This window comes from Huintestinicola butyrica (genome assembly GCF_025567215.1).
In the GTDB taxonomy this organism is placed as follows: Bacteria; Bacillota; Clostridia; order Oscillospirales; family Ruminococcaceae; genus Huintestinicola; species Huintestinicola butyrica.
Window position 1 is genome coordinate 35,407 of sequence record NZ_JAOQKB010000006.1, and the last position, 25,859, is coordinate 61,265.

Consider the following 25,859-nt stretch of genomic DNA (forward strand, 5'->3'; position numbering starts at 1 on the left):
TACTGTGTTAAACACAACGATAAAACGTGTTGTTCAGGGAATTTTCATCTTATTCTGTGTAACGTTCATCAGCTTCGTGCTGCTGAGAAATATCCCGGGCGACCCTGTCAAGATAATGGCGCCCAACGCTACCGATGAACAGCGTGAGGTGATCAGGGCTGAGATGGGTCTTGATAATCCGATAATCATACAGTTCAAGGACTATATCGTAAATATCTTCCACGGAGATATGGGTCAGTCCTACTTCAAGAACGATTCCGTTAATCACATCATCGCAGGCACTATAGGAAAATCAGCGCTGCTTATGCTTAACACCGTGGTGCTGGCAGTTGCACTCAGCCTGCTGTTCGGTGTAATTGCCGCAGTAAACAACGGCAAGCTTGCCGATCGGCTGATATCGGGAATTTCCGTAGTGTTCCAGTCAATGCCAAACTACTGGGTGGCAACGATGCTTATACTGCTTGTTTGTGTAAAGCTTAATCTTCTGCCTTCCATGGACTATAAGGGCTACATAAGCACAGTGCTTCCGTCAATAGTTCTGGCGCTGCCGATAATGTCCGTTATGATAAAGAACATAAGGCTCAGTATGATCGACAGCCTTAATCAGGACTTTGTCAAGGCAGCCAGAGCAAGAGGCGTGCATAAGATGAGCGCACTTTTCAGATACGCTCTCAGAAATTCGCTTATCCCTCTTCTCACCGTCCTCGGCGGTCAGCTGGGATTCCTCGCAGGAAGCATAGTTGTTATCGAGTATGTATTCAGCTATCCCGGCATCGGCTATGAGATACTCAATGCCATCAACAGACGTGACTATAACCTGGTACAGGGTCTTATAATTGTATTTTCCACATTCTTTATCGTGGTCAATATGCTGATAGATATCGGCTACGCATATCTCGACCCGAGAATTCGTAAGGCACAGGGGGATTTGTAATATGACTGATGTAAGATCAAAAGCAGTAAATTCAAAGCCCGCAGCTGCTTCGGGCGGAGGAAAGGTCAAGGCCTTCTTCAAGTATATCGGCAAGAACAAGATGTTCTGCATAGGAATGCTTATCGTTATAATCGCCGTTCTTTCGGCAGTTCTGGCACCTGTCATCGTTCCCTGCGATCCGCAGCAGATGACGCCCTCCATAAGACTTACCAAGCCTTTTACGGACAGCGAGCATATTCTGGGCTGCGACGCAATGGGCAGAGACATTTTCAGCCGTATCCTTTACGGCCTGCGCACATCTCTTCTTATCAGTATAGGCGGCGTTGCGCTGGCACTGGCTATAGGCGTGGTGCTGGGCATTATCTCGGGCTTTTCACACCCAAACTTCATCGACACTCTGATAATGAGAATAACCGATATCCAGATGGGATTCCCGTTCATCGTGCTGGCTATCATTGCGCTTACCTTGTTTGAACCCAATCCTCTGAGCATCATCATAGTGCTGAGCCTTTCCGCATGGCCCGCTTATGCGAGAGTTGTGCGTTCCAGCGTTATGATGCAGAAGGACATGGACTACATCGCAGCCGCAAGAATGATGGGTGCAGGCAAGCTGAGGATTGCCGTAAAATATGTAGGCAAGAACCTTATGCCTGCGATCCTTCCCGTACTTCCTCTTGATATCGCAGCAATGATAATCAACGAGAGCCTGCTGAGCTATATGCAGCTCGGCATCAAGTCGCCCTCCATATCTCTCGGAAACATTATGGCGGACGGCAGACAGTACATCTCTACCGATTGGTGGATAACCGCTATCCCCGGTATCGTAATTATGATAATGGTACTGGCGCTTAACTTTGTAGGCGACAGTCTCCAGACAAAGCTTGACCCCAAGCTTCGCAAGTAAGGAGGGAACATCATGGACGTTAAAAAAGCTGAGATCGGCGATGTTCTTTTAAAAGTAACGGGTCTCAAGACCTATTTCAAGATAAACGAAAACCTTACCGTAAAGGCCGTTGACGGAGTAACCTTTTCACTGAAAAAGGGTCATGTTCTCGGCATCATCGGCGAGAGCGGCTCGGGAAAGAGCGTTACCTCCCGTTCCATTATGCGTATCGTTGACGAGCCGGGTTATATCGCAGGCGGAACCATTGAGTTCGGCGGCGAGGATATCCTTAAAGTCAGCGAGAAGCGTATGAGCGAGATCAGGGGCGGGGAGATATCAATGATATTCCAGGACCCTACCACCTCCTTCAACCCCTACCTTACCCTTGGCAGCCAGCTTACGGAAGCATACCTTGTCCACAAGAAGGGCGCTACCAAAAAGGAAGCCCATGACAAGGCGATAGAGGTATTGAAGCTTGTAGGCATACGCAACGGCGACGAGGTAATGAAGAAGTTCCCCTGTGAGTTTTCCGCAGGCTTCCGCCAGAGAATATTCATCGCCATGTCTATGATATGCGACCCGTCCATACTTATTGCCGACGAGCCTACCACAAGCCTTGGCATCACCATTCAGGCGGAGATAATCGAGGCTCTCAGCGAGCTTCAGAAGGAAACGGGCATTTCCATTATGATAATCACCCATGACTTCGGCGTTGTTTCCCAGTTCTCCGATGATATCTTTGTAATGTATGCAGGCCGCTGCGTTGAATCCTCACCAAAGAGAGATCTGCTTTTAAAGCCTGCCCACCCCTATACTGTCGGACTTATCCAGTCCGTACCACTGCTTGAAGCACGTAAGACAAAGAGACTGAAGTCCATCGAGGGCTTCCCTCCAAATATGGCAAAGCCTCAGCCCGGCTGCGCATTTGCTCCCAGATGTCCCTATGCAAAGGACATCTGCCGCAAGGAAGTCCCCGAGCTGAAACAGATAGGCGAGGACAGATTCTGCGCCTGCCACTTCCCGCTTCTTGACTATAATACTGCCGACGATACGGTTCTTGAATAAGGAGTGAGCTATATGGATAAATCATATCCCATATTATCATGCGATAACATTGTTAAATTATATCCCGTAAGACGTGGACTGTTCAGCAAGGTAGTCGGCAACAAGCGTATCGTTGACGACGTTTCGCTGGAGGTCGAGGAGGGCAAGACCATTGCCCTTGTAGGCGAATCAGGCTGCGGAAAATCCGTACTGCTGAGAATAATCTCCGATATCGAAAAGCCCACTACAGGTACTGTAAGATTTCATGGCTGCCCTCTGGACGAGCTTTATCCAGAGGACAGGGACGAGATGAAGAAAAGCGTCCAGATGATATTCCAGGATACCCTTTCTTCGCTTCACCCACGTTTTACCATTCAGGAGTCCATCGAGGAGCCTTTGAAGCTTTCGGGCGTATCAGACCCCGCAGAAAGAATGGCTATCATCAAAAAGACCTTTGATCTTATAGGTCTTGATACCGACTTCCTTACCAGATATCCACACCAGCTTTCGGGCGGTCAGAGGCAGCGTGCGGTAATAGCCCGTGCGCTGGTGGTAAATCCCAAGCTGCTGCTGGCAGACGAGCCTATATCCGCACTGGACGTATCACTGCAGGCTCAGATAATAAATCTGCTTATGGACCTCCAGAGCGAGCTTAACCTTTCGATACTGCTGGTTGCACATGACCTTGCGGTGGTTCGTCAGATCGCAGATGAGATACTTATCATGTACCTTGGTCATATCGTTGAGAGGGCAAAGAGCAAGGATATCTACAGCGATGCACGTCACCCTTATACCAAGGTGCTGCTCAAAGCGGCGCCCAGTATCAAAAAGGGCATAAACGATGAGGGCTTCAGCCTTGACCTTAAAGTCGGCGATACTCCGTCACCCGAAAATCCGCCCAAGGGTTGTCCGTTCTGCACACGCTGCATATATGCGGACGATGAGTGCATGGAAAAATGCCCCGAAAACGTGGAGGTTTCTCCCGGACATTTTGTTATGTGCAGCAAGTTCTGCGGATAATATCCATTGTACAGTACAGCGCCGTTCATATGAGCTATGAGCGGCGCTGCTTTACAAGGAGGGGGAATATGTTTTTCAAGGAAAGAAAGGGTGCTCTGCCTGCCTATATCGTCACGCTGATAATATGTACGGCGCTGATGTTCATAATGAACACCTTGCAGGACAGCATTGCTTCAAACCATTATATAGATAGTCTTGACGAGATAATCGCAGGGAAAAACGCAGGCTATGTATGGTCGGAGATACAGTGGCTGATAGGGGAGATACCCGAGGGTCAGGTAATGAGAACATGGGTCTGCGGTGTTGTGATGATAATATTTACGTTCATCGGATATTTCTTTGAGCGGACAAATTCACGCTTCCGCGGCACTGATCTTGTTGGCGGCAGCGGTTATTTTATTCCTATGCTTCTTGTCAGCACGGGAGCAATGCTCCTTGCAAACCTTGTTTATCACAGGGCGACCATGAACGGCTGGGCAGCAACGTTCATATCCTTCTGCAGCCTTGCTCCGCTGCTTTTTAACATATACGGCGGCGGTGCAAAAAAGATCGCCACCGAGATGATCCTCGGAGGACTTGCTCCTGCGGGCTTCGGAGCGTATATTGCAATGCCGTACATAGTAAAGCCGCTGGGACTGCCCGCATTTGTATCCGCAGCTATCGGCATGGCAGTGACAGTGCCGCTGTGCGTGCTGCTCTGCCGACATCTTCCGTGGATGACACCCATAGATATGAGCATATACAAAAGCTCTCCTGCGGATAACAGGAGCTTTTCGGACAGCAGACTGTATGTAAGGTGGCTACTGGCAGACCCCTCTGAGCTTATTTTCTGGGGAAGCAGCTGGGGAACAGTTGGAATGTATATCGGAGCAGTGCTGGCATGGTGGCTTGACCCGCTTGCTAATTCCTGTGCGGCGTATAAATTCCCCACAGTCATGTGCTGCCAGCTTATCACCATTGCCACAAGCATTTTTTTATGGTTTCCAAAGGTAAAGCGGGGAGAAAGCGCCTTTACATTTTCGGGCTTTGTAATAATCTCCGCATTCATAAACACCTACGAAATGAGTGTTCCTCTTATGATAATATCCATACTTGTTGCGGCAATTTTCACACCGCTTACTGCAATGAAGCTTTATGAAAAAACAAAGCTCCGCAGTCTGCCGCCCTGCTGTTCCACGCTGACTTCATTCTGTATTGTGTGTATCAGCTGGAGCCTGGTGCTGAGGGCGGTAACAATGTAAATAATGATTTGACCCTACGGCGTAATTGCCTTATCTTATAACTCTTGATGAATATTTATAGACTAATACTGCATGTTAAATTTATGACTGCAGATTCATATATGCTCAACAGGTTGAGGTCATTTTTTATTATGTATTGTTGCCTTTCAATCTCTCAGCCAGCCGTATAAGCCTGTCCGCCTGTGTAATTGTTGCCTGTAAGGGGTCGCCCTCTCTGATACGCATAGTTCTCCTTATCTCTTTGGGAATGACCACTCTTCCGAGATCGTCAATTCTCCTGACAATACCTGTTGCTTTCATAGTATCGTTCCTTTCACGTATAAATTCAAGATCGGTATCGCAGCAATATGATTGCGATGCTGACTTTTTCCTGAGTTTTTGGTTGCCTTACTATTTTTTCTGCTTTCATGTGAATTATTCATCTATGGTCATTGAGAGTATGGCTATTTGCTATTAAATTAAATATTTAAAAAGGAGGTGTTTATTTGAAAAATGAAATAACATAGGCATTTGAAGTTCATCAAGTCTCTATTGACAACCGAATAATAAGATGGTAAAATAATAAAAAATGAATAACTATCGGGATACAGGTGCAAAAGCAGTGCTTTTAACCAAAAGCTGCCAAGCCTAACAAGGAATCAGGTGCGAATCCTGAGCAAGGCCGTTGCCGTATTTTGTCTTAACGCATACATGACGTGAGTCAGTCACTGGAGAGTTTCTTCGGGAAGGCGTATGCGAGCCGTTCTGGCGGGCAATAAGTCGGAATACTTGCCTGTATCCTCCCCGTGCAGGGTATTGTTTATGAGGAAATTTTTCCTTTGTCTGCGGAACTCCGGAACGTAAATGATGGTATGATGTGAAAAATCGGCTGCTTTGGCGGCGCTTGTGTGTTGCCTTTTTTATATTTGGCAAAACCTGGCACGGCATATCATATCATAAAAAGTGAAAGAATTAAGCAAACGGACATTATCCATGCTGGGGCTTGGGTAATGTCCGTTTTTTATTTGCATAAATACATATAAGTTCACGAAAGGATATTGGATCATGAAAAAAAGAGTATTAACAGCATTTATGGCAGCGGTCGTGGCTTTATCGGCAGTGGGCTGTGCATCATCGGACGCAGGCACTTCATCAGAGGGAGCGGCTGAGACTACAGCGAACAATGCAGGGGTCGGTGGACTGAAAAATGCCGCAGCAGCCGACAAGGTCTCGGACAGTGAGGAAGCCATTCTCGTTACAGGCGATGACTATCCTCTCACGGTGCGTGATTATCTCAAATATGAAACGACCATAGAAACAAAGCCTGAAAAGGTAGCCGTGCTGTCAGGCACTCCGCTGAATATCTGGTATGACCTTGGAGGCAAATCCGTCTGTACCTCCGATGTAAGCGATAATGTCCGCCTTACAGAAGGATATGAGGAGGAAATAAAGTCGCTTCCCCAGATAGGCCCCGTGTATTCTGTTGATATGGAGGCTGTAATAGCACAGGAGCCTGACCTTATTATAGCACAGGTGGGCACCCAGACCACTCAGAGCTCAAAGCTCCGTGAGATGGGCTATAACGTTATCCAGTCGCATATCAGAGGCTTTTCTGACGTTGTTGATACATACCGTGCATTCGGAAAACTGCTGGGTCAGAGCGAGCTTGCCGAACAGCGCATCGCAGAGCTTGAAAAGGGCAAAAAGGAAATTACCGACAAGCTTCCCGATGATGATATATCAGTGGTAATTCTCTATGTTACTTCAAAATCACTTGCCGTAAAGCTTGACAACAGCATTGCAGGCGATATTGCAGGTATCCTTGAGCTTGATAACATCGCATCGGGTCTTGCCCCCGATACCGTAGGTTCAGAAACAACTCCGCTGGATATCGAGTACATCGTTGAAAAGGATCCCGACTATGTTCTTGTAACAACTATGATATCAAGCAATGAAGAGGCTAAAAAGACTGTCGAAGAGCAGTTCGCTTCAAATCCTGCGTGGAGCTCGGTGAATGCCATAAGCGAGGGCAGGGTAATTTATCTTCCCCAGCAGTATTATCTTTATAATGCAGGCCCGTATTATGTTGATGCCATAAAATATATGGCGCAGAGCATTTATCCCGATATTTACGGAGAGGTGGAAGAAACGTTCTGATGGAAAAAACAGATCTGAGAGAAACCGTCTCATTTAAAGCGGCGGTGCTTGTCATTCTTGCGGCGGCAGTGGTGTTTGCATTTATTCTTGGCAACGTTGTGGGAACGATGGATATTTCCGTTTCGGATATTATAGATACTGTTTCGGGAGATCATACGGGGACCAATAACAAGGTCATCTGGAACATTAGGCTTCCCAGAATGATTCTTGCCGCTCTTGTAGGTATAAACCTTGCGCTTTCAGGCTCAATACTGCAGGGCGTGATGAAAAATCCGCTGGCAGATCCGTCTATTATAGGCATAAGCAGCGGAGCTGGACTTTTCGGTATCGTAATACTTGTAATATTTCCCCAGTGGCAGAATTTTGTGCCCATAGCCGCATTCGGGGGAGCAATGCTTGCAGCGGCGATAATATACCTTCTGGCATGGAAGGGCGGCATCGACCCCACAAGGATAGTGCTTTCGGGCGTTGCGGTATCTGAGCTTTTCGGTGCGGGAATATCGGCGACACTTGTTTTTTTCAGCGACAGAGTTCACGGTGCGCTTACATTTATGAACGGAAGTCTTTCTTCACGAAGCTGGAGCGAGGTAAGGACCATACTGCCCTATACGATCGCTGGTCTGCTTCTGGCGTTCATCTTTGCGGACAAGCTGAACATACTTGTTCTCGGTGATGATACCGCAAGGGGACTGGGGCTTAATGTTGAGCTTACGAGGCTTGGCTTTACCGCTCTGGCGGCACTGCTTGCGGCATCTGCGGTAAGCGTTGTGGGTCTGCTGGGCTTTGTGGGGCTTATCGTTCCCCACAGCATAAGGCTTATCCTCGGAAATAACTACAGGATAATGTTCCCTGCAACAGCGCTCCTGGGAGCGGCGCTGGTCATGCTCAGCGATACCTTTGCTCGAACGGTTTTAAGCCCCACCGAGATACCTGTGGGAATAGTTATGGCTGTACTGGGAGTTCCTTTCTTCCTGTACCTTCTCAGAAAGTAGGCGCATATGGAAAATACTATTTTATCTGTGAGAGATCTTTGCGCAGGCTACAGAAATTCCCGTATCCTTGACGGCATAAGCCTTGATATACAGCGTGGAAAGATATATTCCGTAATTGGCCCCAACGGCTGCGGAAAAACGACCCTCATAAGGGCAATGAGCCGAAATCTCCGTCCGCAAAGCGGACAGGTTTTGCTTGACGGAAAGGATATTTTCCGCACCAATACAAAGCTTGTGGCGCAGAAAATGGCGGTGCTGTGCCAGAATGACACGAGCATGAGCGATATAACCGTTAAAACGCTGGTTGAATACGGCAGATATGCCCATAAAAAGTGGTGGTCAGGCACGGGCAGCGAGGATAAAAGCATTGTTGAATGGGCAATCAGGCGCACAGGCATGACAAAGCTGCAGGACAGAAAAATAAATGCGCTTTCAGGCGGCGAAAGGCAGCGTGCCCGTATTGCCATGGCAATAGCGCAGAAGCCTGAGCTTATGCTTCTCGATGAGCCGACGACTTATCTTGATATCGCTCACCAGCTGGAGATAATGGAGCTTGTGGCGGCGCTCAACCGTGAAGAGGGGATAACCGTTGTGATGGTGCTGCACGACATGAATCATGCGGCAAGATATTCCGATGAGCTGATCCTGCTGAACAGAAGCAAGGTACATACTATCGGCGCTCCGAGAGAGCTGCTTGAGAACGGCGAGCTTGAAAACGTGTTCAGCGTTGAAGCGGAGATACTTTCCGACAGCGAGGATAATTCGCCTGTATTTTATGCAAAGAGGAAAAAACAATGAAATTTACTTTTATAACCGTTTCCGCCCCTGCCCTGAAAAGTCTGATGAAAGCGGCAAAGGAGATAATGAGCCTTGAAGAGGAACTTCTGGAGCTGCGCCTTTACTATGCAGTCACAGAGTATGGCAAAGAAAAGACCGACAGGCTCATATCCGATATAAAGACCTCCGATATGGTATTTGTTGACCTTATGGGAAGCCCTGTTGAGACTGTAAAGGCTGTTTATAAGGGGCTTAGGGAATGTAATGGAAATGTTATCCCTTACGGCAATTCGGCAAGGGAATACCTGAAGCTGGGCAGCTTTTCCGCAGCGGGAATGATGTCAGGCGGCGGAAAAAAGCCCGATATGGCAGCTATGAAGAAAATGCAGTCCATGGCGGAGGCTATGGGAAAGATCATGCCCGGAAAAATGCGTGATATGAGAAATTACTCGCTTATCTGCAAGTATTTCTATGTTGCGGACTATAACAATATCCTGAATATGCTGTATCTCATACTGAGGGAATATGGAGGCGGGAAAAAGCTGCCCAAGCCCGCCGAACCGAGGGAGGTACCTGCGGCTGTGGTCTGCAGGCCAAAGGATATGAAATGCTACGGCAGCTTTAAGGAGTTTTCCACCGATTTTCCTTTTGATGAGGAAAAGCCTGTTATTGCGTTCCTTTACTATGGCCATATTTATCCTATGGACTATTCGGGGGCAGTGGCTGAGATATGCGAGCGCCTGCAGAAGAGCGCAAATGTGCTGCCTGTGGCAGTCTCGGGAATGGACGGCATAAATGACGGAACGCTGAAAAAGCTGCTGACAGAGTTTATGCCTGCAAAGACCGAGCTTATAATGAACTGTATGTCCTTCCGACTGAGCGCAGGCCCTATGGGCGGAAACATTTCAGCGGGAACAGATATGCTCAAAGAGCTTAATGTTCCCTATCTGCACCCGCTCTTTATGTCAAGGCGCACGGAAAAGGACTGGAATGATTCGGTGCAGGGCTGCACAGCCTCAGAGGTGCTTATATCTGTAATGCTTCCCGAGCAGGACGGAGCAATGCTTACGCTTCCGGTTGGTGCCAAAACAGAACCTATGTATGATGAGGAGTTTGACGTTACCTCCGACGAGATAAAAATAATCGAAGAGCGCCTTGAAGCTCTTGCAGACCGTGCGGAAAAATTTATAGAGCTCAGAAAGAAAGCCCGTTCCGCCAAGAAGATAGCGATAATATGCTATAACTACCCACCCGGAGAGTCCAATGTTTTCGGCGGTGCATTTCTGGATACATTCGAGTCAGTTTCGGCTATCCTTTCGCTTCTGAAAAACAACGGCTATACTGCGGAAGAGGCTGATGCACAAAAGCTCATGTCCGACTTTATAAACGGCGGTCTTGTCAATACGGGCAAATATTCCGATGATGATAAAATGCTCAGATATTCGCTGGCGGACTATAAAAAATTCCTGAACGGCTTTGCTGACAGAAATTCCGTAGTAAACGCATGGGGCGAACTGGGCGGAGATATCATGACCGATGATAACGGTGATTTCCTTATTCCTGCTGCTGTATATGGAAATGTGCTGGTGGGTATCCAGCCGTCAAGAGGGCTTCACGAGGATAACGACAAGCTTTATCATGATAAGTCTCTTCCGCCGCATCATCAGTACATTGCTTTTTACAGGTATCTTCACGATAAATTCGGTGCGGACGCTGTTATCCACGTAGGAACACACGGAACTCTGGAATTTTTAAAGGGCAAGGAATGCGGAATGAGCGGAACGTGCTATCCCGATATGCTGCTTTACGACACGCCGCATTTTTATCTGTATTACTGCGGAAATCCTGCGGAAGCAACTATTGCCAAGCGCCGCTCCCATGCCGCACTTGTGGGCTATCAACCGCCTGTATTTATTCAGAGCGGACTTTACGGCGAGTATGCGGAGCTTGCAAAAATGCTGGACGACTATCATCATCAGCTTGCATTTTCAAAAAGTGCGGCAGATGAAGTAAAGCAGAATATCGCCGCCCTTGCCGAAAAGCTAAGTTTGCCGACGGATATGGAAGAGCTTGAGTCGGAGCTTTACCGCCTGAACAGCTCCCTCATTCCCAAAGGTCTGCACATTTTCGGTCAGGCTTATTCCGATGAAGAGGCGCAGTGCTATGTCCGTGAGCTGCTGAAAAAGCCTCACGATGATACACCGTCGCTGTGCGATATCGCTGCCGAGGAGCTTGGCATTGACCTTGTGGGGGCAGAAGAAAAGGGCGGCGAGCCGCTCAGAAAAATAAACGCTCTGGCTGAGGAATATTTAGATAAATATTTTGCAGGCGAAAGTGTTCCCGAAAAGCTCAGCAGAACTATTGAGTACGGACGAAAAAAATATGCCGAGGTAAAGCAGAATGCCGAAAATGAGCAGCTGCTGAATGCACTTTCAGGCGGATATATCCCTGCAAAGGCAGCCGGAGACATATACCGCAGCCCTGAGGTGCTTCCATCGGGATATAATCTTTATCAGTTTGACCAGCGTTTTGTGCCAACTCTGACAGCATATCAGCGTGGCGCAAGAGCGGCGGAAAATACTATCAAAACCTATTTTGACAAATACAACCATTACCCCAATTCCACTGCGGTGATACTGTGGGGACTTGAGACATCCCGCACCCAGGGTGAGACTATCGGACAGATAATGGCTTACCTTGGCGCAAGGCTTGCAAAGGGAAATTCGGCATGGAACCCCAAATATGAGCTTATCCCCATTGAGGAGCTGGGCAGACCCCGTATTGACGTTACAATAAACATCTGCGGATTTTTCCGTGACCTTTTCCCGAATATCATTGATAATCTGGACGATCTTCTTCATCTTGTGAACGAAGCGGACGAAACGGACGGGCAGAACTATATGAAGGCAAATTCCAAAAAGCTTTATGCCTATCTGACCGACAGGGGATATGACCACGATGAAGCAGAAAGGCTTTCAGTAACAAGGATATTCGGACCCCGAGAGGGAGAATACGGCACGGGCATAACCTCCATAATCGAGACAAAGGCATGGGAAAAGGAAGAGCAGATAGGAAGCCGGTTCCTGACATCTCTGCATTATGCCTATAACCGAAAAGAACGTGGCGGAGACATGGGTGACCTTTACGAGCAAAATCTCAAAAGCGTGGAGATAGTCTCTCAGGTTCGTGACAACAACGAATATGAGATAACCGACCTTGACCATTACTATGAATTTTTCGGCGGACTTGCCAAATCCGTTGAGATGGTAAGGGGACAAAAGGCGGTAATGCTTATCACCGACACAACGGGAGCGGTGCCTGTTACCGAAACTGCCGAAAAGGCTGTAGCAAAGGGCATCAGGACAAGAGTGCTCAACCCCAAGTGGATAGACGGTATGCTTGCTCACAAATATCACGGAGCGCAGAAGATAGCCGACCGTTTTGAGAATGTTATGGGTCTTGCGGCAACCACGGGAGCTGTTGAGCAGTGGATATACAATGACCTTTGCGCAAAATATGCGCAGGATGAGGAAATGCGCCGCCGCATGGCTGAAAACAACCCATATGCTTACATGGATATTCTGGAGCAGATGGAGGAATACAGCCGTCGGGGCTACTGGAATGCGGATAAAGAGCAGCTTGAAGCCATACGTCAGGCTTATCTTGAAACAGAAAACAGGATAGAGGGTGAAGACCAATGAATAAAAGAGCCTATTTCCCATTTACGGCAATAGTGGGACAGGAAAAAATGAAGCGTGCGTTGATACTTAATCTGATAAATCCCGCACTGGGAGGAGTTCTGATAAAGGGCGAAAAGGGCACGGCAAAATCCACTGCTGTACGTGCGCTGACTGAGGTTCTCCCCGAGCGCATGGAAGCGGAGGGCTGTCCCTTTTCCTGTGACCCGTATGACAGGAGCTGCCAGTGCGACAGCTGCCGCAGCAAAAACGAGCTTAAAGCAGTCAAAAGGCATATGAGGGTGGTCGATCTGCCTGTCAGCGCCACAGAGGACAGAGTGGTTGGAACTCTTGACATTGAACGAGCGCTGAAAACAGGCGAAAAGCACTTCGAACCGGGAATACTTGCCGATGCAAACCGCAATATTCTTTACATTGACGAGATAAACCTGCTGGACGACCATGTTGTTGACGTTATACTCGATTCGGCGGCTATGGGCATTAACACTGTGGAGCGTGAGGGTGTTTCGTTCAGTCATCCTGCAAGATTTGTGCTTGTGGGCACGATGAATCCAGAGGAGGGCGATCTCCGTCCGCAGCTTCTGGACAGATTTGGTCTTGTGGTAGATGTAAGGGGCGAGACGGATATTGAAATGCGAACCGAGGTCGTAAAGCGCTATCTTGAATATGAGAATGATCCCGTGGCATTCCTTGAAAAATGGAGACCCGAGCAGGAAAAGCTTTGCCGCAGGATAACCGATGCGGGCAAAATGCTTGGGAGCGTTACTTATTCCGATGAAATACTGCGCCTTGCGGCGGAGATATCCGTATCTCTTGGGGTTGACGGACACAGAGCGGATATATCCATGATAAAGACCGCCTGCGCCAATGCTGCCTATGAGGGCAGGAATGCGGTTTCAAAGGAGGATATGAAGCTTGCGGCAGAGCTTGTGCTTCCCCACAGAATGCGCAGAAAGCCCTTTGAGGAGCAGCATATGGACATTGCGGCTGTTTTTGAGATGATAGAAAGCCGTGAGCAAATATGAGCCTCTTCCCGTATCCGTTCACGGCGATAGTTGGGCAGGAGCAGCTGAAGCTTGCGCTTATCATAAGTGCCGTTGACCCTGCAATAGGCGGCGTGCTTATTTCGGGAGAAAAGGGGACTGCAAAGTCCACTGCTGTAAGAGGACTTGCCTTTGCGGCGGGGAGAAAGGTCATTGAAGTTCCGCTGAACGTTACCGAGGACAGGCTTGTGGGTACGCTTGATCTGTCAGAAGCGGTAAACGGCGGAGTGAAACGCTTTGAAAAGGGACTTTTGTATGATGCTGACGGAAATTTCCTCTATGTTGATGAAATAAATCTGCTGGGAAACCACACTGCGGGTATTTTGGCAGAGGTCATAGCATCGGGGGAAAATATTGTTCGGCGTGACGGCATATCCTACAGCCACCCATGCCGATGTATCCCCATAGGGACGATGAACCCAGAGGAAAGATCGCTTCGCCCGCAGCTTCTGGATAAATTCGGGCTGTTTGTAAATGTCACGGGTGAAAATGACGTTGACAGGCGCACGGAGATCATCAGGCGCAGGCTTGAATACGAAAGTGATCCCGAAAGCTTCTGCAATAAGTATAGATCTGCAGAGGAGCAGCTTGCGGAAAGCATAAGAGAGGCTTCCCAAAGGCTTGCGTCGGTTTCGGTGTCGGAGGAAATACTCAGGCTCATTGCTCTCACCGCGAATAAAGCCTGCTGCGAGGGCAACAGGTGCGAAATAATCCTGACTGAGACTGCCAAAGCCCTTTGTGCATGGCGTGGCGATGATAATGTCAGCGAAAATGATGTTGCCGAAGCTGCCAAGCTGGTGCTTCCCCACAGAATGAGGTCTGCTCCGCCTGCAGAGAATATTGCCGAGCATGAAGAGCAGTCGGACAGTCGTGAAGAAACTCCGCCCGATAATGCCCAGGTGCAGTCCGATACACCGCAAAGCGACGCTGCCGATGACAATAACATCGGCAAGAGCCATAGTGATACCGAGATGGCAGGGGAGGAGCTTCCGCTTTCAGCCGAGAGCATAAATGCCGCAGGAAAGAACGGCGGCAGCGGAAAGCGCAGCAAGACCATTGCCAACGACAGCAGCGGTCGATATGTGCGCAGCACCGTTCCCCACGGAAAATGCCGTGATATTGCTCTGATACCCACACTTTGCTGTGCGGCGCTGAACCGAGGCAGCAGAACTCCCGAAAACGGTATGATGCTTGCTGTCAGAAGCTCCGACCTCAGGCAGAAGGTAAGGGAAAAGCGCACAGGTGCCACTATTTTGTTTGTGGTAGATGCCAGCGGCTCCATGGGTGCAAAGCGCCGTATGAGAGCGGTCAAGGGCGCAGTGCGTGGTCTGCTTTCGGAAGCATACAGGAAGCGTGACCGTGTGGGTGTGGTCTCATTCAGCGGAAAGGGTGCACAGATACTTCTCAGTATAACAGGAAGTCCCGAGCTTGCAAGAAAATGTATGGACCAGCTTCCCACAGGGGGAAAAACACCTTTGGCGGCAGGCATTTTGCAGGCAAATGAGCTTCTTCGAGCGGAGCGGATAAGGACACCCGATGCGCTTCAATATCTGATTCTTATTTCCGACGGCAAGGCAAATATCCCGCTTTTCGGAGATCCCTTTGAAGATGCCGTTTTTATGGCTGAACAGGTGCGTTCGTCGGGAGTGGGGGCAATGGTGCTGGATACCGAAAACAGCTATATCAGATTCGGCTTTGCAAAGCAGATAGCCGAGCATATGAATGCAGAGTATGTCAGGCTTGATGATATTTCAGGCACTGCTGTGGAGGAAAATGTCCGCAGCTTTATAAACTGACCTTTGTTTTAAACAGTATAACAATGAATGACAGCCGAAAGGCTTAATATAGTCATTATAAGAACCCGTCTTCACAAGCATATGCGCACGTCTTTTCGGCAAATTTTGCCGCAGACTGCGTTAAAAATCCTTGCCGGGCGAAAGCCCGCCTGCGGATTTTTGCCTACTCTGCAACAAAATTATGCTCGAAAATCCGCACACATTTCTTATGAAGACAGGTTCTAAGATTTTAGGAGGAATATGAAATGAAAAAGGTAATTTTAACTATTGCAGCCATCGCAGCAGTAATGTCAATGACAGCTTGTTCGGGTGATGCTGCCGTTCAGTCACAGACAGATGCGGCAAGCACTCAGGCAGAGCAGCAGGAAAGCAGCGTCGGCACAGCTGCATTCACAGACGAAAACGGTGTGCTTACTTATCTTGACACCGAGCATTCGCCATTTGACGGTGCAGGTCTGAAAATAACCGCTGACAAGGCAGCAAAGACAGTCAAATTCGTTAAGACCGACCTTAACGGCAATGAAACAGTCGAATACTACACATTTGACTATAACAGCAACACTGTTGAGGAGTATTATTATGTTTCTATGATGGGAACAGGCTTCTATTACACCTATGACCTTGCCGCAGGCGAGATAGTAAAGATAGAGGATTCCGACCGCAATGATTCCACTCAGAGCACAAAGGACAACGGCAGATACGACAGTGCAAACGAGAAAATGAAGGGCGACGTTGCCGCTATCGAAAGCTATTTTACCGAGCAGTACGGAGTATCTGTTGCTGATATGGTAAGCTGATTATCGGCAAAAAGTCTGAAATTCGTCGGTTGGAGACACAGCGCAGTCATAGTTTTGGAACAAAGCATATAGCATACAAAAAAGCATCGTCCGCAAAGTAGAATTTTCTTTGCGAACGATGCTTTTTAGAACCTGTCTTCATAAGAAATGTGTGCGGATTTTCGAGCATAATTTTGTTGCAGAGTAGGCAAAAATCCGCAGGCGGGCTTTCGCCCGGCAAGGATTTTTAACGCAGTCTGCGGCAAAATTTGCCGAAAAGACGTGCGCATATGCTTGTGAAGACGGGTTCTTATATGCTCAATGTTCAGTTTCGGAGACTTTATTCTTGTTTCTTCTTTTCCTCTCAGTCTTGTTATCATAAAGCTTGCCGTCAGCCTTGTCAACGGCTTCCTTAAAGTCATAGGAGTTTTCACAGACACATTCGCAGAATCCCATGGACATATCTATATGATAAGGCTTGTTTGCCGTCCGGTTGAGATGCTCTATGTACCTGCGCTTTTTGCCGATTATGCTTTCAATGCCCTCTGTTTTCTCGCTGAGGATAAATGCCGCAAACTCATCGCCGCCCATTCTTCCCACAATGCCGTTTTCACCGAATGCTTCTTTAAGGCACAGTGCAAGGCTTTTTATTGAAAAATCGCCTTCGGAATGGCCGTATCCGTCATTTACCAGCTTCAGGTTATCCATATCCGCATAGCAGACGATAATATCTTTTCCCTTGTTGTTTTCGATAAATGCCTATGCGGCTCTGTAAAATCCACGTCTGTTATAAATGCCCGTCATTTCATCTATCTCGGACAGATTTTCCAGAGCGATATTCTTCATGTGCAGCTTTTCGTTTATCCTGTCCTGCTCGGAGATAAGATTTATGAGCTTAACCGCAGCACTTACCTGATACACCACCAGTTCAAGGTCAGCAAAGAATTTGTCGGAGGTCGGCTCGCAGAGCAGCAGACCGTATTGATATTCTCTTGAATACAGGTCGGCAATGATGAATGTGTGACGCTCGGAATCGGAGATATATTTGTTTCGGTACATATATTCAGATGAAACGTCACGCTCATTGGCAGGGACCATGCTAAAGTTCATTCCGTCCTGATATGACATGAATTTCCATTTAAGATTCTTCGGAAATTCTCCGTTGTTGTGATATTCCGCAGGCTCATCAATGAGGAAAAGATAGCTTGACTTTATGTCAAGACAGTAAAACTTGTTCATCATACGGGCATAGCTCATTGCCATATTTTCATTGAACATAAGAGTGTCCCTTGTGAAAAGATTGGAAAGATGTGTGTGCTCCTTTTGGCTGTCTTCCAGCTTCTTGAAATCATTTATCATTCCGTTGGATATTTTTATTACAGTGTATTTGAATATCCTGTTGATAACAGAGACATTTTCGGCAGGAGCATTCCTCATAAGCCACTTGTGGCAGCCGTCAACGGACTCTATCATTCTGGGCACAAGCCACCCTTTGACACCCTGTTGCTGAATGAATCCATAATGTTTGCAACCAGAATGCCTATATTATAACGCTCGTTCATACTTTCATCTTTTTCACATTAGCCTTTGTGCCAGCCACAACGGATATGAGCATATTTCTGCTCCGCTGACAATAATATAAAATCCACAATGGTAATTACATAATTATAACATAATTGTATGCGAAATTCAACTCTTTAAAGAAAAATATACACTGCAGCACTGATGGGTTTTTCGGACAGACTGGAGCATTGAATTTATTAAGCATAAGCTATATCACCCTGCTCACCGGCAGAGTGGGGTCAAAGCCCTTGTCATCTGCAGTCGGACCGCCTATGAAAACATAGTCATCTGGCAGCTCCCGTGGGGTAAAGCCTGTGAGCTGCTTGAAAACACGGTTGAAGCTGCGTATAGTTCCGAAGCCAGCGGCAAGTGCGGCTTCTCCCGCAGGCATACCCTTGGACAGCATTTTTGCGGCGGCGCTTACACGGACGATGTTCAGGTACTCCGAAAAGGTCATACCCGACATTCTGCGGAAATACTTGGAGAAATAAGGCTTGCTGAAGCACATAAAATCGGCAGCCTCATCAAAGGTCATATCGGCGTAATGCTCGGAAATGTGGCTGAGAAGCGACTTGTATGCCGTGCTTTCCGAGGAGCTTTTCAGCGCCTCCGCCTTTTCATTTCGGAATATCTCAGCCATAACGGCAGAGGCAAGACCCGAACATATCACTTCATAATATTTTTGCCCCCGGGATATCTCCTGTCTGATTTTTTCAAAGGTATCCGAAAAATCATATTCGTTTTCCAGCAGGGGACAAACAGTTGTCTGCTCTCCGTATGATGAAAAAAGAAGCTCGGAGTCTATCTTCATAACAGTGATGATGCTTTCCGCTTCCGCCTTTATGTAATGCACAGCTCCGCTGCGGATAAAAACGCATCTGCCTTGGGATAGAGGATAGACCGTGTTTTCCGACATTACCTCTGCGCTGCCCTTTTGGGCAAAGATAAGCTCGCTTTCCATATGCCAGTGGGGAAGATTCTGCAAGCCCATGTAACGCTGGACTGTCACCTGTGAACGCCCCGAAAGAACGCTCTGCTCATATCGTGCTATCATGCTGCTCACTCCTTTTAGGATATTATACCACACAGGTTAATAAATGTCTATAATCGGCAAACAGTATTCTTGAAAAAATCCCGTTTGTGCGGTATAATAAGCTTAATATTATTTGCATGGAGGAAATGCTGATGAAAACCTTGTATTTTATTACCGGAAGTCAGGACCTTTACGGCGAGGAGACTCTTGCTCAGGCTGCAAAGGACTCAAAGGAAATGGCTGCATATCTGAATGAGCAGCTTTGCGGCATTGCAGGCGTTGTTTTTCAGCCTGTGGTAAGAAACAGCAGCGAAGCGCTGGATATCTGCACAAAGGCATCGTCCGACAAGGACTGCGTGGGAGTTATAATGTGGATGCACACCTTTTCTCCTGCAAAAATGTGGATAAATGCGCTTAAAGCGCTGAGCAAGCCTATGCTTCACCTGCACACCCAGTACAACGAAAGACTTCCCTATGACAGCATTGATATGGACTTTATGAACCTTAATCAGTCCGCTCACGGCGACAGGGAGTTCGGATTTATCTGCACACGTCTGGGCATAAAGCGTGAAGTCGTTTCGGGATATTACAAGCACGCCGATGTTATCGAAAGAGTGCGCCATTTTGCTCAGGCTGCCGTTGCAGTTGATTTTGGCAGGGGAATGAGAGTTGCCATGTTCGGCAACAATATGCGTGATGTTGCAGTTACAGACGGCGACAGAGTGGAAAGCGAGATTAAGTACGGCTGGAACGTGAATTACTATGGCATTGGCGATCTCTGCGATATCATCTCAGGCATCACAGATGAAGAGATAGATGCAAAAATGGCTGAATACACCGAAAAGTATGCCATGAATACCGACAATCTTGCCGCAGTAAGGGAGCAGGCAAAGTATGAAGCGGCGCTGGAAAAGTTCCTTGCCCGTGAGAATATTTCCGCATTCACAGATACATTCCAGGATCTTCACGGCCTTTCGCAGCTGCCCGGAATCGCTGCGCAGAACATTATGGCAAAGGGCGTAGGCTTCGGCCCTGAGGGCGATTATAAGACCGCTGCCCTTGCTGCCGTGCTTTTCAAGATGGCTGAGGGAAGAGACGGTGCAACAGGCTTCCTGGAGGACTATACATATGACCTGCCCGAAGGCGGCGAAACCGAGCTTGCTTCCCATATGCTGGAGGTATCTCCCGTATTTGCGGCTGAGCAGCCTAAGATCGAAGTCCACTCTCTGGGAATAGGCGGAAAATCCGACCCTGCACGTCTCGTATTTGAGGGAGTAACAGGCGAGGGAATCGCTGTTTCCATGATAGACCTTGGCGATCGTTTCAGACTGGTTTGCGCAGATATAACCCTTGTAAAGCAGCCTGAGCCTATGCCAAAGCTTCCTGTTGCAAGAGTTATGTGGAAGTTAAAGCCCGATTTTGCCACAGGCTCGGCAGCGTGGATATACGCAGGCGGAGCGCATCATGCGGTTGTTTCCACAGCGCTTACAGCTGATGATATCAGACTGTTTGCAAAAATGACAGGCACTGAGCTTGTTGTCATCAATGACAAGACCGAGCTTAATGCTTTTGAGCAGCAGCTTGAAATGCTTGACACTATGGCTTCTTTCAGAAGATAAATTATGCGGGATATGCACCTCAAAGGTCAAGGCTTTTGGGGTGCATTTTTTTATTGACACGGGTACAAAGTTGTAATATAATCATAATATCAGTTAAATATTTGACTTGCAATTTTAAATCGTTGAAAGAGGGCTTACAAATGAAAAGACGTTACATAATAGCGGTGCTGCTGATGTGTATGCAGCTGACAGCCTGCGGTGCGGCAGGGGAGAACGGTGCGGAGACCGGTACAAGCGAGATTTCAAGCTCCTCCGAGACAGTTGAGACCACTGAGACTACCGTGGAAGAATCATCGGAAGCGGAGACGACGGAAGCTCAGACCGAGATTACCACAGAAACTGCGCCTGATATGGACATAGAGAAGGTAGAACTTCTCAGCCTGAACGATGTCGAAGCTGTTTCGGGATATCCCGATGTATGCGATATAGACAGCATAAGCGCAAGGCAGAAAAATGATGTGGAAGGCTTTTACAGCTCTGAGTATGCTGCTGAAAATCCCGATTATAGTCAGCTTGCGCCGCTTGAAATGGTGTCTCCCGACTATGATACCTCAGAGTATAAGTATATCGCCGATGATTTTGACAATGACGGCGAGACCGAATACTATCTTATTATTGAAAACAAGCAGAACGTAGCCGATGATTTCTGCAACGGCGGTTTTGATGATATAACCAGCAGAAATTTCGGAAAGTCTGTGACCTTCTATTATATTGAGGACAGCGGTGAGGCTGAGTTTGTAAGCTTTATGAACTGTGTTTCATCCACCTCCGAGATAACCTCCTACAAGACAGCCGATTACGGCAGCGGCAAGCATCTGGTATATTGCTACTGGCCCGCCTATGACGGAGTAGGCGGCAGCGGAAATGCAAGGCTGTTTGACAAGACGTGTTTCTTTGATATGACATACGGCGGCGTGTTTGCTGACGGCGACGGCATTCTCAAAGCATCGACTTATACTCTTGTTGACGAATACATCTGGGACGGCGCTGATTATACAGTCATCGGGTATGATTATGATATGCCTGACGAAAACGGAGAGCTTATTGAGCTTGACGATTATCATGTCAATCGGACTTCGGGACCCGAAAAAGTAAATTGGTTCAGCGGCAAATAAGACTTTTGCCCCTCAGTGCAGATGCGCTGAGGGGCTTTTACTTTTTGCAGAGTATTCGACAAAAATATACAACATTTTACAAAATTTGTGGCTCATTTCGTTGACTTTGCCGCACAAAAGTGATATAATCAAAACTGTTATGCTTTGTTGAGTTACTTTTGCTGACTGACAAAGGCCGCTGACTTTATTTTTGCGGAAGGGTCGGGGTATTTATGGAAAATATTGTTAATCTGAAGGACATCGAGGTCGTTTTTGAGGACGGCGAGCGTATCCTGAAAAAAATCAATCTGGATATCAAGGACAAGGAGTTCGTAACCTTCCTGGGGCCGTCAGGCTGCGGCAAGACGACTACGCTCAGGATAATCGGCGGATTTCTTGAACCTACAAGCGGTGATGTTTTCTTTGAGGGTAAGCGCATCAACGGGCTTCCTCCCTATAAGAGAAACGTCAACACCGTGTTCCAGCGATATGCTCTTTTTCCCCATCTTAATGTGTATGAAAACATTGCTTTCGGTCTGAGGGTAAAAAAGCTGCCCGACAAGGAGATAGTAAAGCGTGTGGGCGAGATGCTGGAGCTTGTCAATCTGAAAGGCTTTGAAAAGCGTTCTGTAGCCCGCCTTTCGGGCGGTCAGCAGCAGCGTGTGGCAATAGCCCGTGCGCTGGTAAATCACCCCAAGGTGCTGCTCCTTGATGAGCCGCTGGGCGCTCTTGACCTGAAGCTCCGAAAGGAAATGCAGACGGAGCTGCGCAAGATACAGCAGGCTCTGGAGCTTACCTTTATATATGTTACCCACGATCAGGAGGAAGCTCTTACCATGAGCGACACCGTTGTGGTAATGAACAACGGTAATATCCAGCAGATCGGCTCTCCCACAGATATATACAACGAGCCTGTCAATGCCTTTGTTGCTGACTTTATCGGCGAGAGCAATATCCTGAACGGCATTATGCCCGAGGACTGCGTTGCGGAATTTTCGGGACATCGCTTTGAGTGCGTTGACAAGGGCTTTGCCAAAAATGAAAAGGTAGATGTGGTGATACGTCCCGAGGATATCAAGATAGTTCCTCCCGCAAACGCAAAGCTTACGGGAATAGTTAAGTCCGTTGTTTTCAAGGGCGTTCATTATGAGATGACAGTTGACGGAATGGAGCACAAGTGGATAATCCATTCAACGCTGCACGAGCCTGTCGGAACCATGATAGGTATGGATATTGCTCCCTTTGATATCCACATAATGAAGAAAAGCGAGGAATGAGCATATGAAAACAAAATGGGTCTCGGCTCCGTACCTTGTATGGATGACCGTTTTTATTGCTGTTCCGCTGCTGATGATAGCAGTATTCGCATTTACCACCAATGACGGTGAGTTTACCGTAAAAAACATTCAGGACGTGGGTCAGTATGCGAATATTTTCTTCCGCTCCATATGGCTGTCGGTAATTGCTACGGCTATATGCCTTGTGGTGGCATATCCCGTGTCGTTTATCCTCTCACGAATGGAAAAGCACAAGCAGGCGACCATGCTTATGATAGTAATGCTCCCCATGTGGATGAACTTCTTGCTTAGAACATATGCGTGGATGACGCTTCTCGGCAACAACGGCGTTATCAATCATCTGCTGGGGCTTATCGGCATAGGCCCTTTGAAGCTCATAAACACATCTGGCGCAGTTGTGCTGGGAATGGTCTATAACTACCTGCCATTTATGATACTGCCCCTTTATTCGGTAATGGTGAAGATAGATAAAAGCGTTATCGAGGCGGCTTCCGACCTTGGCTGCAGCGGAGTGGCAACTCTCTTCCGTGTGATAGTTCCTCTTAGCCTTCCCGGAATAACCTCGGGCGTTACCATGGTGTTCGTGCCTGCCATCTCCACATTTATCATTTCAAGAATGCTTGGCGGCGGTTCAAACCTGCTCATAGGCGACCTTATCGAGATGCAGTTCTTGGGAAATGCTTATAATCCTCATCTTGGAGCTGCCATTTCTCTCGTTCTTATGGTCATTATCCTTGTTATTATGACTGTTATGAATCAGTTCAGCCCTGACGATCAGGTGCTGATATAAGGAGGGGCGCAGAATGAAAAAGCTTGGAAAAATCTATCTTGTGCTGGTCATGCTTTTCCTCTATGTTCCTATATTCGTGCTGATAGTTTTCTCATTCAATGAGTCAAAGAGCAGGAGCGTGTTCAGCGGTTTTACTCTTGACTGGTACAGAAAGCTTTTCCAGAACGATATCATAATCTCATCTCTGGTGAACACGCTTATAATCGCAGTTATTGCAAGCATTGTGTCAACGGTCCTTGGCACTCTGGCTGCCATAGGCATAAACAGCATGAAAAAGGTGCCAAAGGCTATTGTTATGAACATAACAAATATGCCTATCATCAACCCTGAGATAGTTACGGGCGTATCCCTTATGCTGTTGTTTGTGTTCTTTGCGGCAAGAATGAATTTAGAATTCGGATTTGTTACGCTGCTCATAGCCCACATCACCTTTGACGTGCCGTATGTTATCCTGAACGTTATGCCAAAGTTCAGGCAGATGGATCCTCACCTTTACGAAGCGGCGCAGGACTTAGGATGCAGCCCCTTCAAGGCGTTTATCAAGGTGGTATTGCCTGAGATAATGCCAGGCGTTGTAAGCGGTTTCCTTATGGCATTCACATACTCTCTTGATGATTTCGTTATCAGCTACTTTACCAGCGGCTCATCATCACAGACACTTCCTGTTACCATCTACTCAATGACAAGACGAAAGGTATCTCCCGAGATAAACGCACTTTCCACTATCATATTTGTTGTAGTTGTTGTTATCCTTATCGTCAAGAATTTTATTGAGATAAGACAGCTTAAGAAAAAGGGGGCGTAAGGGCATGAGAAAAATATCTTCCGTAATTGCCGCTCTTCTTGCTGCGGCTATGCTTTGTTCATGCTCTGCCGAAAGCGCTGAGGATACTTCTGCCGATGATGTCCCCGAGGAGGAGACCGAGGCACAGACCCTTACTATCGACGATCCCGAGTATTACACCCGCTTCAAGGGAAAGAACATTTCAATAAATGTCTATAACTGGGGCGAGTACATCTGCACGGGAGCGGACGAGGGCACGCTTAATGTAAATGCTGAATTTACAGCGCTTACGGGCATAAAGGTCAATTACACCAACTATGCTACCAATGAGGAGCTTTATGCCAAGCTGAAAGGCGGCGGAGCTTCCTATGACATTATTATCCCGTCTGACTATATGATAAACAAGATGATAAAGGAAAAAATGGTGCAGAAGCTTGACTATGACAATATCCCAAACTTCAAGTACATCATGCCCAATTTCCGCAATCTTGAATATGACCCCGATAATGAATATTCCGTGCCATATACATGGGGAACAGTCGGCATCATCTACGATGAGACTATGATAGATATTCCCCCTGAGGAGATCGACTGGGATATTCTCTGGAACGAGGATTATCTTGACAATATCCTTATGTTCGACAACCCCCGTGATGCCTTTGCCATTGCCGAGATAAAGAACGGCTTTTCGCTGAACACAGAGGACAGCGACGAGCTTATAAAGGCTGCCGAGGACTTGAAAGCACAGAAGCGCATAGTCCAGGCGTATGTTATGGACGAGATATTCGATAAAATGGGCGCAGGCGATGCTCTTATAGCTCCCTACTACGCAGGCGACGCTCTGACCATCATGGACGAAAACGACTCTCTCAACTTCGTTGTCCCAAAGAGCGGAACCAACCTTTTCGTTGACGCAATGTGCATTCCCACATCATCAAAGCAGAAGGAAGCGGCGGAAATGTACATCAACTTTATGTGTGAGCCTGATATCGCCTATGCGAATATCGACTACATCTGCTACTCAACACCAAATTCAGCGGCGTATGACAAGCTTGATGAAGATGTGCGCACAAATCCCGTTTCCTATCCGGATCAGGATTTCATTGGAGAAAAGACCACGGTATTCGTAAATCTTTCCGATGAAGCAAATCTTCAGATGCAGACCCTCTGGACGGAAATGAAATCCGCCGAGGACGAAAATGCCAACACATGGATAATGCCTGTGTTCCTTATCGCCTGCATTGTGTTTATGATTGCCGTTCAGGTAAGAAGATACATTAAAAGCAAAAAGGACATCTTCTGATGTCCTGATATAAAATAACTCCCATGTATAAGGTT

Annotated in this window: 21 protein-coding genes, 1 pseudogene and 1 riboswitch; of the genes and pseudogenes, 18 read left to right on the forward strand and 4 right to left on the reverse strand. The window is 47.5% G+C overall.

All coding sequences use genetic code 11. The features are described from left to right. Window positions 1-4: 4 nt before the first annotated feature. The 5 genes from OCV68_RS07970 (at window position 5) to OCV68_RS07990 (ending at window position 5,122) form a co-directional block, all read left to right on the forward strand. Window positions 5-934, forward strand: coding sequence for an ABC transporter permease (locus tag OCV68_RS07970; RefSeq protein WP_022476007.1), 930 nt, complete (start codon window positions 5-7; stop codon window positions 932-934). Window position 935: 1 nt separating this feature from the next. Then, on the forward strand, window positions 936-1,838 hold the full coding sequence (locus tag OCV68_RS07975) for an ABC transporter permease (protein ID WP_262571954.1): 903 nt from the start codon (window positions 936-938) through the stop codon (window positions 1,836-1,838). Window positions 1,839-1,850: 12 nt separating this feature from the next. Continuing rightward, a complete protein-coding gene (locus OCV68_RS07980; protein WP_147621718.1) occupies window positions 1,851-2,882 on the forward strand; it encodes an ABC transporter ATP-binding protein in 1,032 nt (343 codons plus the stop codon). A 12-nt stretch (window positions 2,883-2,894) separates the two neighbouring features. Continuing rightward, window positions 2,895-3,881: an ABC transporter ATP-binding protein gene (locus OCV68_RS07985; RefSeq protein ID WP_022476004.1), complete on the forward strand. Its 987-nt coding sequence runs from the start codon at window positions 2,895-2,897 to the stop codon at window positions 3,879-3,881. 68 nt (window positions 3,882-3,949) lie between these two features. Next, entirely contained in the window at window positions 3,950-5,122 is a 1,173-nt protein-coding gene (locus OCV68_RS07990; protein ID WP_262571958.1) for a hypothetical protein, read from the forward strand. Window positions 5,123-5,287: 165 nt separating this feature from the next. On the opposite strand, the pseudogene OCV68_RS07995 reads toward OCV68_RS07990, so the two are convergent. Continuing rightward, window positions 5,288-5,422, reverse strand: a pseudogene (locus OCV68_RS07995) (AbrB/MazE/SpoVT family DNA-binding domain-containing protein); the annotation flags it as partial. 271 nt (window positions 5,423-5,693) lie between these two features. After that, window positions 5,694-5,912: riboswitch (cobalamin riboswitch) on the forward strand. A 254-nt stretch (window positions 5,913-6,166) separates the two neighbouring features. Between OCV68_RS07995 and OCV68_RS08000 the strand changes: the two are divergent. The 7 genes from OCV68_RS08000 to OCV68_RS08030 all read left to right on the forward strand — a co-directional run bounded on the left by OCV68_RS08000 (window position 6,167) and on the right by OCV68_RS08030 (window position 16,361). Continuing rightward, on the forward strand, window positions 6,167-7,258 hold the full coding sequence (locus OCV68_RS08000) for an ABC transporter substrate-binding protein (RefSeq protein ID WP_022476001.1): 1,092 nt from the start codon (window positions 6,167-6,169) through the stop codon (window positions 7,256-7,258). Continuing rightward, window positions 7,258-8,250 carry a FecCD family ABC transporter permease gene (locus OCV68_RS08005; protein ID WP_022476000.1) on the forward strand — a complete coding sequence of 331 codons (993 nt, stop codon included), beginning with the start codon at window positions 7,258-7,260 and terminating at the stop codon, window positions 8,248-8,250. Before OCV68_RS08000 ends, OCV68_RS08005 begins: the two co-directional genes overlap by 1 nt. Window positions 8,251-8,256: 6 nt before the next feature. Continuing rightward, complete coding sequence (locus OCV68_RS08010; RefSeq protein WP_022475999.1) at window positions 8,257-9,048, forward strand: ABC transporter ATP-binding protein; 792 nt, start codon at window positions 8,257-8,259, stop codon at window positions 9,046-9,048. After that, window positions 9,045-12,728 carry a cobaltochelatase subunit CobN gene (locus OCV68_RS08015; RefSeq protein WP_262571961.1) on the forward strand — a complete coding sequence of 1,228 codons (3,684 nt, stop codon included), beginning with the start codon at window positions 9,045-9,047 and terminating at the stop codon, window positions 12,726-12,728. The genes OCV68_RS08010 and OCV68_RS08015 overlap by 4 nt, the downstream gene beginning before the upstream one ends. After that, complete coding sequence (locus OCV68_RS08020) at window positions 12,725-13,750, forward strand: ATP-binding protein (protein WP_262571963.1); 1,026 nt, start codon at window positions 12,725-12,727, stop codon at window positions 13,748-13,750. The genes OCV68_RS08015 and OCV68_RS08020 overlap by 4 nt, the downstream gene beginning before the upstream one ends. Next, window positions 13,747-15,564, forward strand: a complete 1,818-nt coding sequence (locus OCV68_RS08025; protein WP_262571965.1) for a VWA domain-containing protein — start codon at window positions 13,747-13,749, stop codon at window positions 15,562-15,564. The genes OCV68_RS08020 and OCV68_RS08025 overlap by 4 nt, the downstream gene beginning before the upstream one ends. A 245-nt stretch (window positions 15,565-15,809) precedes the next feature. Then, a complete protein-coding gene (locus tag OCV68_RS08030) occupies window positions 15,810-16,361 on the forward strand; it encodes a hypothetical protein (protein ID WP_262571967.1) in 552 nt (183 codons plus the stop codon). A 297-nt stretch (window positions 16,362-16,658) separates the two neighbouring features. On the opposite strand, the gene OCV68_RS08035 is transcribed toward OCV68_RS08030, so the two are convergent. The 3 genes from OCV68_RS08035 to OCV68_RS08045 form a co-directional block, all read right to left on the reverse strand. Further along, window positions 16,659-17,093, reverse strand: a complete 435-nt coding sequence (locus OCV68_RS08035; RefSeq protein ID WP_262572048.1) for a GGDEF domain-containing protein — start codon at window positions 17,091-17,093, stop codon at window positions 16,659-16,661. Window positions 17,094-17,099: 6 nt separating this feature from the next. Next, complete coding sequence (locus tag OCV68_RS08040; RefSeq protein WP_262571969.1) at window positions 17,100-17,822, reverse strand: hypothetical protein; 723 nt, start codon at window positions 17,820-17,822, stop codon at window positions 17,100-17,102. A 289-nt stretch (window positions 17,823-18,111) separates the two neighbouring features. Continuing rightward, on the reverse strand, window positions 18,112-18,957 hold the full coding sequence (locus OCV68_RS08045) for a helix-turn-helix domain-containing protein (protein ID WP_262571971.1): 846 nt from the start codon (window positions 18,955-18,957) through the stop codon (window positions 18,112-18,114). A gap of 131 nt (window positions 18,958-19,088) precedes the next feature. Here OCV68_RS08045 and araA point away from each other — a divergent pair, with 131 nt between their 5' ends. The 6 genes from araA (at window position 19,089) to OCV68_RS08075 (ending at window position 25,824) form a co-directional block, all read left to right on the forward strand. Next, entirely contained in the window at window positions 19,089-20,555 is a 1,467-nt protein-coding gene (gene araA, locus OCV68_RS08050) for an L-arabinose isomerase (protein WP_262571973.1), read from the forward strand. A gap of 140 nt (window positions 20,556-20,695) precedes the next feature. Next, window positions 20,696-21,670: a hypothetical protein gene (locus OCV68_RS08055; RefSeq protein WP_262571975.1), complete on the forward strand. Its 975-nt coding sequence runs from the start codon at window positions 20,696-20,698 to the stop codon at window positions 21,668-21,670. 212 nt (window positions 21,671-21,882) lie between these two features. Continuing rightward, window positions 21,883-22,926: a spermidine/putrescine ABC transporter ATP-binding protein gene (gene potA / locus OCV68_RS08060; RefSeq protein WP_147621705.1), complete on the forward strand. Its 1,044-nt coding sequence runs from the start codon at window positions 21,883-21,885 to the stop codon at window positions 22,924-22,926. Between the two features lie 4 nt (window positions 22,927-22,930). After that, window positions 22,931-23,737 carry an ABC transporter permease gene (locus tag OCV68_RS08065; RefSeq protein WP_022475990.1) on the forward strand — a complete coding sequence of 269 codons (807 nt, stop codon included), beginning with the start codon at window positions 22,931-22,933 and terminating at the stop codon, window positions 23,735-23,737. Between the two features lie 13 nt (window positions 23,738-23,750). Continuing rightward, complete coding sequence (locus OCV68_RS08070; RefSeq protein WP_022475989.1) at window positions 23,751-24,542, forward strand: ABC transporter permease; 792 nt, start codon at window positions 23,751-23,753, stop codon at window positions 24,540-24,542. Window positions 24,543-24,546: 4 nt separating this feature from the next. After that, window positions 24,547-25,824, forward strand: coding sequence for an ABC transporter substrate-binding protein (locus OCV68_RS08075; RefSeq protein ID WP_262571978.1), 1,278 nt, complete (start codon window positions 24,547-24,549; stop codon window positions 25,822-25,824). Window positions 25,825-25,859: the final 35 nt, after the last annotated feature.